This window comes from Bradyrhizobium lupini (genome assembly GCF_040939785.1).
Taxonomy (GTDB): domain Bacteria; phylum Pseudomonadota; class Alphaproteobacteria; order Rhizobiales; family Xanthobacteraceae; genus Bradyrhizobium; species Bradyrhizobium canariense_D.
In genome coordinates this window covers 447,766-460,802 of the sequence record NZ_CP162553.1, presented here as the reverse complement: position 1 = coordinate 460,802, position 13,037 = coordinate 447,766, and the positions used below count along the sequence as shown (strand labels likewise).

Sequence of the window (13,037 nt, the reverse complement as noted above, 5' to 3'; positions counted from 1 at the left end):
ATGACGCCGAGGGGATGGCGGTCCAACCGGATCACCTCGGGAAACTTATCCTTCCGGCCGTCGTTTAATTGCGGCTGAGGAGACGCCATGCCGATCAAGGACCAGATCAAAAATCTCGCCAAGAAGTTCGTTGAGGATCACCCCGACGCGGCAACGCTGCGGGCGCTCGTGCGGGCTCGGAAGCCGACAGCCATCCGTTTCCAGGACGATGGCATCGTGCCGAATAACCCGCATTTTCCCGTCTTGCTCTATCGCGGCGCGGTGAACCTGAAGACCCGGCGTTTTGCTCCAGAGGTCATCATCGACACGATGTTCGATCGTCACGGCTGGGGCCGCTCTTGGCGCGATACGGTTTATGACTTTGTCCACTATCATTCGCAGATCCACGAAGTGATGGGCGTGGCACGCGGCACGGCCAGGATCGAGTGCGGCGGGATCAAGGGGCGAATCCTGAGCGTGAAGGCCGGAGATGTTCTGGTCCTTCCCGCGGGCACGGGACACCGGCTGATCGAGTCCGGCCGGGACTTCCTGGTCGTCGGAGCGTATCCGCAGGAGGGGACGTATGACGAGTGCACCGACACGCGAGAGCGTCCTGACGCCAGCAAACGCATCGCCAAGGTCCGCAAGCCGAAGACCGATCCCGTGCTGGGTGCCGGCGGCCCGTTGCTCAAATCATGGCGGATAAAGCCATCGCGATCGTGAGGCGGGGGGATCGCTTTCGCTGTGCCGGTTTCGAATGTCGTTCGTTGGAACGCCGCCCGTCTTGGTCAGGTCAGATAATCCGGCGTGAAATCCGCGAGCGCGCGAAGCTCGTCAAGTTGCAACAGCTCGATCTCGCTTCCCTCCCAGGCAATCAATCGGCGCCCTCTCAGCTCCTGGATGGTGCGATTGACGTGGACGATCGACAATCCGCAGGCATCGGCGACGTGCCGCTGCGTCATCGGCATCTGGAAGCGGCCGTTCTTGACGAGGCCCACGACCGCCAGCCTTGCGGCGAGCTCGCAGATCAGATGCGCCACCTTCGGCAGTGCCGCCTGTGCGCCGAGGCGCGCGATCCATTGTCGCGAGATCGCCGCATCGATCAGCGTCTCGCGCCAGAACGCGCGGGTCAGGTGAATGGAGCCGTCGAGCAGCTGCTTGAGTGGGCTGTGTGCGACGTAGCCGACGATGGAAGGGCCAAGCCCGACGAGGTCCGCATCCATCGGCGAGACCAGCAGCGTGTGCAGGCACGGCATGTTGCCGGGAACGTGGAAGGCGAGGATCTGGCTGCGATCGCCGACGATGCGAGCCTGATAGAGGAAGCCGCTGACGACGAAAACGCAGCGAGAGGCATCTTCACCCTGGCGCAGCAGGATTTCGCCGTCGGAGACCTGGCGCAGCGTGGACGGCAGAGCCGCGATCTGGCGGCGTTCGTCGTCGGAGAGGCCTTCAATCGCCTGGAGATGTGCGATGAACTTGGGGTGCGGCATGGAGAGGAGGAGGTGTTTCAGTCGTCACCCGGCATCGCCGGCTCGAGCAGGCATCGTGAGAGTTTCGCGATGGTCCAATCGGACAGGGGAACCGCCTGGAACTCGCGGATGGCGCGCGCAAGCTCCTGATCCGACATCGGCCGCGCCGGCTCGTTCAGCGCGCCTCGCTGGAAGGCAGCGCTGATACTGTCCAGGTGCTCGCCCGACTCCGATGCGAACAGGTGGCGAATGCGCTTCAGGATCGTCGTAGAGCTCATGCGAATGGCGGGCGCAGTCAGCGATCGAGGGACGGTGGGCTGCAACCAAGTAATGTCGCAGACCGGTAGCAACCTGTGCTTCCGACCCGCGTTCTAGTCCGCTGGATACGGGCCAGATGTATCATTTGATCGAACCGGCAGGATTTTTGGCGGGACACATGGAAAAAGCGCATGACGTGCTGATCCGGAACTTGGGCGAGCACACCGCGCTCGCCCAGGAGGATGTCGCCGAAATTCGCGGGCTGACCTTTGTGCAGCGCGAGTTCGCGCCGAACGAGGATTTCATCCGTCAGGGCGACGAACCCGAGCATTCGGCGCTGGTCGTCTCCGGCATGATCGCGCGCTACCGTTTGCTCGACAGCGGCCGGCGGCAATACCTCGCGTTCCATCTGTCCGGCGACCTGCCGGACTCCCAGGGCTTGTTCATCGACCAGATGGACCATGGCCTCTGCGCCCTCGGGCCTGCCTCGGTGGCCTTCATCCCGCATCGCGAATTGTTCATTGCCTTCCGGCGACGGCCGACCTTCGCACTGTCGGTTTGGCGCGAGACCCTGCTCGATGCCGCGATCTTTCGCGAGGCCATCACCAACAACAGCGCCCGGCCGATGCACGCGCGCATGGCACACCTGTTCTGCGAGCTGTTCTACCGCGCCCGCGCAGCGCAGCTCGTCCGCGGCAATCGCTGCCGCCTGCCGCTCAGCCTGGCGCAGCTCGGCGAGACCTTGGGTATGGCGATCGCGACGGTGAACCGGACGCTCGCCGACCTCAGGCGGAGCGGGACCATGGACATGCACGACGGCGAGCTCATCGTCATGAAATGGCGCGAATTGCAGCGGCTCGGAGGCTTCAGTCCGACCTATCTGCACTTGAAGCGCCAATCGCCGCCGCATGCGTGAGACCTAAAGCTAACCGTCCGCGGCCGTGCGTCCCATCACCTCGTCAAAGTGCTTCTTCACCCAGTCGTTGCAGGAGCAGGCTCTGGCTTCGAGCGCCGGCGCATCTAGGATCAGGATGGCGCCGCGGCGTGTCGCGAGGATCCGCCTGGCCTTGAACATCTGGATGACGCGGCTGGCATAGCTGCGGGACACGCCGAGCATGCCGGCCAGCTGCTCATGGGTGAGGGGGATCTCGGGGCCGCCGACGTGCTCCTGCGCGGAGATGATCCACTTGGCGGCGCGCTGCTCGATCGAATGCGCGGCATTGCAGGCCGCGGTCTGGAGCAGCTGCGCGAACTGGCAGTCGGCGTAGCGAGAGAAGATTTGCAGAAGCGTGGCCGACCTCTGCTGGGCCTGCTCGAGCACGCGCGGCGGCAGCCGCAGCAGGGTGCCGCCCAGCTTCACGACGATGCGCGAATAGGCCAGCGAGGCGCTGCGGCCGGCGGCAATGCCCACCGCGCCCTCGCGCCCGACCAGCAGGCTTTCGACCTCGCGATCGTCCTCGACCGGCACGGCGAACGACACGAGCGTGGAGCGGCAGGGAAAATGGACCGCCGCCACCTCGTCGCCGGCATGATAAAGGATGTGGCCGGCCTCGAGTTCGACCGGCTGGAGGTGCGGCGCGAGCAGTTCGAAATCCGGGCGGCTGAGCTGCTGGAGAAGATCGTTCTGGGGCCGACCGGTCACATGTCTTGCTCTGGCCGGGAATCGGCACCGGCCAGAACCCTACGTTTCCGTGACGGAGCCGACGGTTCCAAAGTGCACACAAGGCGTTTTTCAGCCGTTGAAAAATGGCCTCCGGCTTGCGGAATTCCAGAAAGTTTTGGCAAGGCATGGGACGAGGCAATGGCGCAGCCGAACCCAGCGGCCTTCAACATTGCGAGCTCTGTGCAGGAGTGCACACAGCAGGGGCGCGGCTCCAGCGTAGCGCGCTCGTCGCGGAGCGCCGCAGCCCGTGCGCTCTGCCCGACCGACCGCCGGCCTATACCTCAACGCCGCCGGGCCGGCGGGCCCGAGGGCGGCCGGGATGTTCATCACCCGAAGTTCGTCACCCGAAGCGTGCTTCGCAATCGTGCGCGGGCCGGCCTTTTTCCGCGTGGGCGCGATAGGCATCGATCGCCCTGTTGGCGAGCATCAGTTGCCGGCGCTCGCCGGTCCTGAGCTGGGCCTCAATGGCGTCGAGCAGGACGTTCGCCGTCTCGTCCGGGGAGCCGAGCTCTCCGCTCTGCTCCAGGAAACTCCAGGCGATGAAGAATGCGTTCTCGACGGTGCAGCGAATGGACATGGCTGCCAACGCGGCGCGGCCGTTGCCGTTCCGCGGGACAGACGAATGCTTTGAATTGGCGCGCGTGCCCGCTACTTCAGCGAGCTGCCGATCGAGGTGAACTTCTTGTTCAGCGTCGCGCCGAGATTGTTGACGACGGCGATGATCGCAAGCGCAATGCCGGCGGCGATCAGGCCGTACTCGATCGCTGTGGCGCCGGACTCGTCGGCGAGGAAGCGGCGGATCGTCTGCATGGTTGCCAGAAATCCAAAAAGAGAGCTGGCGAGGACCGTATTCTGCAGCGGGTTCCCCAATTTGGAACACGGGTCTGCGTCAGTTTCTAGTTCTTGAGCACGATGCGGCCGACGACCTTGCCGGCGCGAAGCTCGTCGATCCATGTTTGGACGTCGGCCATCGGCTCCTCGCGCATCGGCGTCGGCTTGATCTTGCCGGCGCGGGCGAGCGCCATCAGCTCGTGAGCCTCGGTGAGTGTGCCGACCATGAAGCCCTCGATGGTCATGCGCTTGTAGACCCATTGCACCATCGGCAACGTGAACTGGCCCCCCATCAGGCCGGAGACCACGATCTTGCCGCCGCGCGCGGCGACGGCGACCGCGAAAGCCATGGACTTCTCGTTGCCCGCGAAGTCGACGATCTCGTCGAAGCCGCCATCGGTTTCCTTGAGGATGCGCTTGACCACGTCGGGCTCGGCCGGATCGTAGGCCACCGCCGCGCCGTTCTTCAGCGCGGTTTCGCGCGCGGCACCGCTGAGGTCGGCGACCGTGATCGGCTGCTTGAACATGGCCGCCGCGAAGGAAAGGCCCATCATGCCGACACCGCCGAGGCCGATCAGCAGGAGGTTGCGCTGGCGCGGCCGGTCGACCAGGCGCTTGAGCGCGCCGTAGGCGGTGACGCCGGAGCACATCAGCGTCGCGGCCTGGTTGACGGGCAGGGGATCGTAGTCGAGCAGATATTTCGCGTCGGGCACCAGCACGTGGGTGGCGAAGCCGCCGTCGATGGAGACGCCGAGAAAGCGCTGTCTGGCGCAGAGATTCTCGTCGCCATTGGCGCAGTCGCGACACTGGCCGCAACCGATCCACGGAAACACCGCCTTCTTGCTGCCGACGAGACCGGCGAATACCTCGGGGCCGACTTCGTCGACCACGCCCGCGATCTCGTGGCCGAGCGTGAAGGGCAGCGTCATGCCGCGCGTGGTGTCGAGCTTCTTGCCGCCGCCGAGATCGGCGTAGCCGTCCTGGATGTGCAGATCGGAGTGGCAGAGGCCGCAACGCTCGATCCGCACCAGCACCTCTCGACCTTGCGGCTTCGGCGTCTCGACGATGGTCTCGCACAGCGGCGCATCGAACTTGACGAGGGACTGCCGACGCATCAACGCCATATTTCTTCCTCCGAAATTATCTCTCTGTTTCGCTGCGTATATTGGCCAATTCACGGGCCATGGCAACAAAGCCGGAAATCGGAACGGTCTCCGCGCGCCGCGTCGCATCGACGCCGGCAGCGGCGGCGAGCCGCGCGGGATCGGCGCCGAGCGCCTTCAGGCTTTGCCGCAGCATCTTGCGGCGCTGGCCGAAGGCGGCGGCCGCGACCTGTTCGAGCAGCTTGCGATCGCAGGCGAGAGGCGTTTCGCGCGGGATCAGTCGCACAACGGAAGACGTAACCTTCGGCGGCGGCACGAAGGCGGACGGCGCGATGTCGAACAGGATCTTGGTCTCGCAGCGCCAATTGGCGAGCACGCCGAGTCGGCCGAAGGCCTCTTCGTCCTCGCGCGCCACGATGCGCTCGCCGACCTCGCGCTGGAACATCAGGACCATCATTTCGTACCAGGGCGGCCAGGGTTCGGTGGTGAGCCAGCCGACGAGGAGGTGGGTCGCGATGTTGTAGGGCAGGTTGGCGACGATTTTTGCTCTTTCGCCTGATAGCAGCGGGCGCGGGTCGAAGGTCATGGCGTCGCCATGGACGATCTCGAGACGGCCGGGATAGCGCGCAGCAATATCCTGCAAGGCAGGGATCGCGCGCTCGTCATGCTCGATGGCGATGACGCGTCTGGCGCCGAGCGCGAGCAGGGCGCGCGTCAGCCCGCCCGGGCCGGGGCCGATCTCGATGATGGTGGAATCCTCGAGTGGAGCCGCCGCACGCGCGATGCGCGCGGTGAGATTGAGGTCGAGGAGGAAGTTCTGGCCGAGCGATTTGCGCGCCGACAAGGCGTGCTGGCGAATGACCTCGCGAAGCGGCGGGAGGTCATCGATCGTGCTCATCGGGTTTTCGCAGCCGCCATCCGGCTCGCAAGCCTCAACGCAGCGATCAGGCTTGCCGGATTGGCCTTGCCGGTGCCGGCGATGTCGAAGGCGGTGCCGTGGTCGGGCGAGGTGCGGATGAAGGGCAGTCCGAGCGTGACGTTGACCGCGTCATCGAAGGCCACAGTCTTGATCGGGATCAGCGCCTGGTCGTGGTACATGCAGACGGCGCAGTCATAGCTGTTTCGCGCGGCTTCGTGGAACATGGTGTCGGCGGGGAGCGGTCCCTTCGCCTCGATACCGTCGCCCCGCAACGTCTTGATCGCCGGCGCGATCACGGTCTGCTCCTCGTGGCCGAGCGAGCCGTCCTCGCCCGCGTGCGGATTGAGGCCGGAAATCGCGATGCGCGGATTCGCGATTCGAAGCGGGATTTGAGTTCGGTCGCGACGATGCGCACGGTCGAGACGATCAGCTCGCTGGTGAGCTGGGCCAGTGCATCGCGCAAGGAGACGTGGATGGTCACGGGCACTACGGCGAGCCGCGGCGACCACAGCATCATCACCGGCTGCGGCGTGGGGCCGTCTTCCGCGGCGAGCTCTGCGAGGAATTCGGTATGGCCGGGATGGCGGAAGCCGGCACGATAGAGCACGCTCTTGGCAATCGGATTGGTGACAACGGCGCCGGCGCGGCCCTCGCGGACATCCGTGACCGCCTGGCGGATCGAGGCGAGCGCGGCCGGCGCGCTCGATGCGTCGGGCTTGCCGGGCGCGGCGCTCGCGGGTTCGCCGGACGCAACCACGGGCAGGGCCTCGGGGAAGGCGGCCTCGGCCTCGCCGGTGGTCACCGAAGCGATCCTGACGGCAGCGCCGAGCGCCTTGGCGCGGCGGGCGATCAGCGCCTCGTCGCCGAGCAGATAGAAGGCGGGCAGGTCCAGTTCGCGGCGCTTGAGCCAGGCTGCGATGGTGATGTCGGGGCCGATGCCGGCAGGCTCTCCCAGCGTCAGGGCGAGGGGCTTGGCAGGCTGCTTGGCCATCAGCGGTTGCGATACTCGATCATCGCCGCCTTGCGGAGCTCCTCGAGATAGGTCTTCTGGGTCTTCTCGTACTTCTCCTGATACATCTTCTCGCGGACCTCGCGCTTCTTCGGCGTGTCGATCATGGTCGGCTTGCGCGAGCACAGCACCACCATCTCGATGCCTGCCTTGGTCGTCTCGGGCGCGGTCAGGTGGCCGATCGGCGTGTCGTCGAGCACCTTACGCAGCGCCTCGGGTAATTCAGCGGTGGTCTTGGTGACGACGTCGCGGATGGTGGCGTTCGGCGTGGAGCGGAACAGCGAATTGGCTTCTTCGCAGCTTCCGACGCGCGAGCGATACTGCTCGGCTTCCTTATGCCGTGTCTCCAGGAACGCCGGCGACGAGCCCCGTGGCACGATCAGCACGATCGGCTGCATCTTGTATTCGGTGCCCTCGATCTGCAGCTTGTCGCCGGTCTGGGCCTGCACGGCCTGCGCGACGTCCTTCTCGCCGACCAGCAGCTTCTCCTTGAAGCGGCCGCGCACGGGCTGGTCCAGACCATCTCGGCCTTCATGCGGCTCTTCAGGGTTTCGGGGCGGACGCCCTTGACCTCGAGCGACTTGGTGAGCTGGTCCGGCGAGATGCGCATGCGCTGCGCCATGCCCTCGTAGGACTGGTTGATGTCGGAGACGCCGGGGTCGACACCATATTTCTTGCCTTCCTTCATCTTCACCCGGTCGTCGATCAGCTCGTTGATGACGTCCTGGCGGGCCGGTGTCTTCTGCGTCGTCAGCTGGTCGAGCTTGGAGCGCTGCTCGATGTCGAAGTCGGTGATGGGATCGCCGTTGACCATCAAGACGATGTTCTGCGCACGCAACGGCGCGCCGGCCAGCAGCAGGGCGGCGAGGATGAGGAAGAGGCGGAAGACAGGCAATGGGATCGTCATATTTGTCGCTCGCATGTCAGCCGGGTGAACCTGCGATCGGGAACACGCGGCCGGCACCTTCAAACCGTTCACTGGAGTCCGCCGCCGGAACTGCTGGTGGTCGCTGTGTTCGCCAGCGTGCGCAGGCCGATCTGGAACATGATCGCGTGGTTCAGCACGGGCGGGGTCGAGCCTGCGGAATAGCTATACGCAGTTACATAGTTCAAGCCGAGCACAAAACAATCGTCGACGTAGCCGGCACCGAGCACATACTGGTTGATCTTGTTGGCCTCAAGGTCCCAGCGCGCCGAGCCCGTGACCACCCAATTGGCCGCGAGCTTGATCGAGCCTGACGTCAGGATGCCCTCGCGGCGGGTTAGATAGCCGAGTTCCGGCTGCGCCGCGTAATTGCCGTACAGCATGCTGACTGACCAGCGGTTGAAGTTGGCGCGGCCTTCCGCCTCGAAGCGCTGCACGTTCCAGGTCTGCTCGTCCATGCGCGAGCGAACGCTGAACGTATAGGTGCTGTTGGGCGAATAGGCGGCGCTCGCCACATAGTCGGAGCGCGGCCTTTGCAGGCCGGAATCCACGCCGGTATTGATGGAGTCCTGGACCGCGAAGGAGTTCATGCCGAACAGCTGGTAGGACTGGCCGAACAGCGTCTTGATGGCTCCGCCCCTGTCGAACTGCGTGGTGGACTGCACGCCGACATTGGCGCGGCCGCCGCCCTCGACACGGTCGTAGCCGGAGAACTTGTCGACGCTGAACAGGTTCGAGGCGTCGAACACCATGCTCTGCGCGTCCTCGTTGGGGAGCTTGCCGGCATAGGTCTCGTTCGGCCGGATGATGATCTGCGCGATCGGCTCGATGGTGGTCGAACCCCAGGGCTGAACGTTGATGAAGGGGTAGCGGTATTCGAGGCCCACGGTCGGCATCAGGCGGAGCGCCTGGGTATCGCCGACGGGCAAATAGTTCGACACGCCCGGCTGGTTGGAGACCGAGGAGTTGATCGCGTCCGCGCGGAGAATGGCGAACGGCGTCCAGATTTCACCGAACGGATCGGTGAAGGACTTGCGCCACTGCGCTTCCGCCGTCAGGCGGGTGTAGGTACCCGGGAAGCCGCGCAGCGGCACTGCGACGGCGTACGCGCGAGCGGATCGGCCGACACCGTCGTGCACAGGCTGTTGGTGTTGGCGAGCGTCGTGATCGGATCGAACACCGCGGTGTCACGCGACAGGTTCACGAAATTGGTCTTGTAGCTGAACTCGCCGCCGAAGACTGGATAGTTCAGCACGTTCGAGTAGTCGATCACGGGGTAGACGACCGGCACCTGGTTCTGGTTGCCCGAGTAACTCAGCCAGTACATCGTGCGCGCGTCGAAGAAGCTGCGATTGCCGACACCGGTCAGGTAAAGCTGCGAGAGTGCATCCGTCGGCAGATACAGGAACGAGCCCAGCGGATCGCGATATTGCGACAACCGATAGTCCGAGAAGAAATAATAGTCGGACATCAGGACACCGTCCCAACCCCAGACCCATTTGTCGTTCAGCGCGAACTGACCCTTGGTGTCGACGGCGCCGCGGAACTGCTTGTCGCCGGGCTGGCCCGCGAGCGCGCTCCGATCGAGCTGGTCGATGCCGTAGACGCGGATCTGATAGGCGCCGTCCATCAGGCGCTGGCGGAATTCGGCCTGGAACAGCACGCCCTGCCTGGACGTGATGCGCGGGTTGAAGGTGGCGTCCATGTCGGGCGCGATCGCCCAGTAGAACGGAACCTCGACGCCGTAGCCGAACGGCGTATTCGACGTGAAGCCCGGCATCAGGAAGCCGGTCTTGCGCTTCACGGTCGGGTCGGGCGTCGAGAAATAGGGCATATAGGCGATCGGCACGCCGAAGAATTCGAGCTGCGCCGTCTCGAAATACAGCATCTTCTCCTGCTGGTCGTGGATGATGCGCGCACCCTTGACCTGCCAGAGCGGCGGCTTCTTCGGATCGTCCTTGCACGGCGCGCAGGCCGTGTAGACGCCGTTCTCGAACACCGTGTAGTTGCCGCTGGAGCGATCGGAGCGGCTCGCCGCCATGCGGGTCTGGTCGGCCGTATCAACGCGCAGCAGAATCGACGAAGCCGTCACGGTAGTCGTCGGACAGGTCCAGGATCTCGGCATAGGTGATCTTGCCGTCGGCATCCGTCATACGGATGTTGCCTTCGGCATGGAGCCGCTTGGTCTTCTGGTCGTAGATGACCTTGTCGGCCTCGACGCTGGTGCCGTTGTAGAACAGCTGGACGTTACCGACCGCGGAGACGCGCGAATTGTTGTAGTCGTAATCGACCTCGGTCGCCTGAACCAGCATCTGGTTGTCGTTGACGGCCTTCGGCGGCTTCGCACGCGGCGGCAGCGGATTGTAGGTGAAGCTCTGGGCGGAGGCCGGCGTCACGGCGGCAACGTCCATCACGCCACCGAGCGATGCCACGGCGGCGACAGCAAGCAGGAATCTGCGAATGGACAAGCCACACCCGTTCGCGCGCACCAATGTGCGCCGCGTCAAACGAGACACGGGCCCTCGGTGGACGGCCGTCACTATCCGTCCTCCTGATACAGCAAGGCCAAAAAGCCGGTGAGGCCGCCCACCACCACGGGCAACCACGCCGCAGCGATCGGATGCATCAACTCAGCCTTGCTCAAATCTTCAGTCACTTTCGACAGAACGTAGAGCAGAAAGCCTGCGCCCACGCCACTCAAAACCATCTTCTGCACGCCGCCCATCCGGAAGAAGCGCAACGACACGGAGGCCGCGAGCATCACCATGGCTGCAAGCAAAAACGGCTGTGCCAGAAGCTTCTGATACTGGAGTCGGTATCCGGCTGTCGCGAAGCCCGAGCTTTCGGATGAGCGGATGTAGCTCGGTAGTTGCCAAAAGGACACAGTCTCGGGTGTGGAAAAGCTGTTGCGGACCTGGGCCTCGGTCAGCGTGGTCGGAATCTCCAGGCTGGCCTGATCGACCGGCGGCAGATCCAGCGAGAAGCGGCGGACGCCCTTGAACAGCCAACGGCCGGCCTCGAGCGTCGCCTCGCGCGCCTCGACCCGTTCCTTGAAGTGCTGCTCTGTGTCAAACCGGAACAGCGTGAGTCCGGTGAGCCGGATACCCTGCTGCTCGCTGCGCGCCGCATTGATGATCGTCTCGCCGTCGCTGGTCTTCTGGTTGAGCCAGAAGCCGGAGGCGTCCTGAATGCCGCCGCCGGGCGCCGAGCCGAACAGCTCGGCTTCCATGCGCTTGGACAGCTCGCGCAGATTGGCCGACATCGGATTGTAGGCGACGGTGGCGATCACGCCGATCAGGAGCGCGCTGCCGAGCGCCGGCGAGATGAATTGCCATGCGGAGACGCCGGCGGCGCGCGCGACGACGAGCTCGAGCCGGCGGGAGAGGGCGAGATAGCAGGTCATGGCGCCGATCAGCATGCAGAACGGCGTCAGCTTCTCCAAAAGCTGCGGCACGCGGAACAGCGAGGTCTCGGCCACCATGACTGCGGAGGCGGATGCGAGCCCTGAGGTCTTGCGCACCATCTCGATGTAATCGACCAGCACCAGCAACAGAAAAATGCCGGCGAACACGCCGAGCGCCGCGACCACGAAACGGCCGGCGAAATAGCGCCCGAGTGTGTTGGTGAGCATGCTCATGCGGTGGCCGGCCGTCCGAACAGCCGCGCGATGCGCGCGTTCGACCTGTTGATGGCCTCCATGAGGCGCGGCGGCGGTTCGACCACAAGGCCGCCAATGATGATCGCCAGCCCGACGCCGATGGCACCAATGACCATGGCATATTGGACCAGCACCGCGCCCGGCGATTTCACCGCCATCACCGAGCAGGCGAAGCCGGCCATGCGCAGGCCGAACACGGCGAGGATCGAGGAGCCGATCGAGAAATTGCGGCTCTGGCGCGTGGTGCGAGGCGCACCCAGAAACGCGAAGGTCAGCACGGCAAAGGCGAAGGGATAGATCGGCGCCAGCAGGCTGTCATGCAGGGCCGAGCGGAACTGGCCGGGAATCTGCTTGTAGACGGGATCGTCCTCGGACGGCGAGAGCAACTCCCAGAGATAACGCTCGCGGATGCCGAGGGTGACGTCGCGGCCCTGGCCCGAGAACTTGGACATGTCGAAGCCGTAGCGGCCGAACGCCACCAGCGCGGGATCGCGCTTGCCGGCCTCGAAGCGTTGGAGATTGCCGGTCTCCAGCACCAGGAACGATCCGGTCTCGTTCTTCACGACTTCGCCGTGCTCGGCGACGATCGAGACCCGCTCGTTCGGATCGCGGCGGTCGTCGATGAAGATGCCGGCGAGGATGCCGCCGGGCTGGCGTTCGCGGATCCGGATCGTCAGGTTCTTGTCGAGCTGGGCGAAGCGGCCGGGCTGCAGGATGTTGGTGAGCACGTCGGCGGTGATCTCGGCGTCCCACTGCTTGATCCGCCGCATGCCGTCGGGAGCGAGATAGGCCGCGATGAAGGCGACCAGCAGCGCCACCACGCAGGTGGCGTAGAAGAACGGATAGAACAGCCGGAATGGCGAGAAGCCGGCGGCATTCATCACGATGATCTCGGAATCGGTCGCGAGCTTGTTCAGCGTATGCGAGATCGCGATCATCAGCGCGATCGGCGAGATGATCAGGACCAGCGCGGGCACGACGAGGCTGGTGATCCCGAGGAAGGTCAGGATGGTCTGACCCTGGCTCGTCATCAGGTCGATGCCGCGCAACGCTTGCGTAATCCAGATCACGCCCGTGAGGCTGACCAGGACCAGCGCAAACGACGCGAGCGTCGTGCGGAAGATATACCTATCGATTGACCCCATGCGCTACCGCACAGATCCCACCAAGTCCCCAATGCCGGCCGGAATTCCGGCTGTCCAACCAATCCCCGCAAGGGGATC

Annotated in this window: 11 protein-coding genes and 3 pseudogenes; 2 read left to right on the top strand and 12 right to left on the bottom strand. The window is 64.7% G+C overall.

Annotated features, from left to right (window positions below):
* Nucleotides 1-87 precede the first annotated feature (87 nt).
* Entirely contained in the window at nucleotides 88-702 is a 615-nt protein-coding gene (locus AB3L03_RS02490; protein WP_247368396.1) for a cupin, read from the top strand.
* Between the two features lie 65 nt (nucleotides 703-767).
* On the opposite strand, the gene AB3L03_RS02485 is transcribed toward AB3L03_RS02490, so the two are convergent.
* Together AB3L03_RS02485 and AB3L03_RS02480 are read right to left on the bottom strand one after the other, a co-directional pair.
* A complete protein-coding gene (locus tag AB3L03_RS02485) occupies nucleotides 768-1,469 on the bottom strand; it encodes a Crp/Fnr family transcriptional regulator (protein ID WP_247368394.1) in 702 nt (233 codons plus the stop codon).
* A gap of 17 nt (nucleotides 1,470-1,486) precedes the next feature.
* Nucleotides 1,487-1,726 carry a hypothetical protein gene (locus AB3L03_RS02480; protein WP_368508183.1) on the bottom strand — a complete coding sequence of 80 codons (240 nt, stop codon included), beginning with the start codon at nucleotides 1,724-1,726 and terminating at the stop codon, nucleotides 1,487-1,489.
* A gap of 158 nt (nucleotides 1,727-1,884) precedes the next feature.
* Here AB3L03_RS02480 and AB3L03_RS02475 point away from each other — a divergent pair, with 158 nt between their 5' ends.
* The gene (locus AB3L03_RS02475) at nucleotides 1,885-2,622 is read left to right on the top strand and encodes a Crp/Fnr family transcriptional regulator (RefSeq protein WP_368508182.1); all 738 of its coding nucleotides are present in this window, start codon (nucleotides 1,885-1,887) and stop codon (nucleotides 2,620-2,622) included.
* 9 nt (nucleotides 2,623-2,631) lie between these two features.
* Here AB3L03_RS02475 and AB3L03_RS02470 read toward each other — a convergent pair whose 3' ends face one another.
* The 10 genes and pseudogenes from AB3L03_RS02470 to lptF all read right to left on the bottom strand — a co-directional run bounded on the left by AB3L03_RS02470 (nucleotide 2,632) and on the right by lptF (nucleotide 12,959).
* Nucleotides 2,632-3,348 carry a Crp/Fnr family transcriptional regulator gene (locus AB3L03_RS02470; protein WP_018459102.1) on the bottom strand — a complete coding sequence of 239 codons (717 nt, stop codon included), beginning with the start codon at nucleotides 3,346-3,348 and terminating at the stop codon, nucleotides 2,632-2,634.
* Nucleotides 3,349-3,709: 361 nt separating this feature from the next.
* Nucleotides 3,710-3,946: a hypothetical protein gene (locus tag AB3L03_RS02465; RefSeq protein ID WP_018459101.1), complete on the bottom strand. Its 237-nt coding sequence runs from the start codon at nucleotides 3,944-3,946 to the stop codon at nucleotides 3,710-3,712.
* Nucleotides 3,947-4,017: 71 nt separating this feature from the next.
* Nucleotides 4,018-4,179 (bottom strand): Flp family type IVb pilin, encoded by a 162-nt coding sequence (locus AB3L03_RS02460; protein WP_018459100.1) that lies wholly within the window; start codon nucleotides 4,177-4,179, stop codon nucleotides 4,018-4,020.
* Between the two features lie 86 nt (nucleotides 4,180-4,265).
* Complete coding sequence (locus tag AB3L03_RS02455; protein WP_018459099.1) at nucleotides 4,266-5,324, bottom strand: alcohol dehydrogenase; 1,059 nt, start codon at nucleotides 5,322-5,324, stop codon at nucleotides 4,266-4,268.
* A gap of 16 nt (nucleotides 5,325-5,340) precedes the next feature.
* Nucleotides 5,341-6,201: a 16S rRNA (adenine(1518)-N(6)/adenine(1519)-N(6))-dimethyltransferase RsmA gene (gene rsmA / locus AB3L03_RS02450; protein ID WP_018459098.1), complete on the bottom strand. Its 861-nt coding sequence runs from the start codon at nucleotides 6,199-6,201 to the stop codon at nucleotides 5,341-5,343.
* A pseudogene (pdxA, locus tag AB3L03_RS02445) lies at nucleotides 6,198-7,213 on the bottom strand (4-hydroxythreonine-4-phosphate dehydrogenase PdxA). The gene rsmA and the pseudogene pdxA overlap by 4 nt, the downstream one beginning before the upstream one ends.
* A pseudogene (locus tag AB3L03_RS02440) lies at nucleotides 7,213-8,138 on the bottom strand (peptidylprolyl isomerase). The pseudogenes pdxA and AB3L03_RS02440 overlap by 1 nt, the downstream one beginning before the upstream one ends.
* 68 nt (nucleotides 8,139-8,206) lie before the next feature.
* A pseudogene (locus tag AB3L03_RS02435) lies at nucleotides 8,207-10,696 on the bottom strand (LPS-assembly protein LptD).
* On the bottom strand, nucleotides 10,696-11,793 hold the full coding sequence (gene lptG / locus AB3L03_RS02430; protein ID WP_368508181.1) for an LPS export ABC transporter permease LptG: 1,098 nt from the start codon (nucleotides 11,791-11,793) through the stop codon (nucleotides 10,696-10,698). The pseudogene AB3L03_RS02435 and the gene lptG overlap by 1 nt, the downstream one beginning before the upstream one ends.
* Entirely contained in the window at nucleotides 11,790-12,959 is a 1,170-nt protein-coding gene (gene lptF / locus AB3L03_RS02425; protein WP_018459093.1) for an LPS export ABC transporter permease LptF, read from the bottom strand. The genes lptG and lptF overlap by 4 nt, the downstream gene beginning before the upstream one ends.
* Between the last annotated feature and the right edge of the window lie 78 nt (nucleotides 12,960-13,037).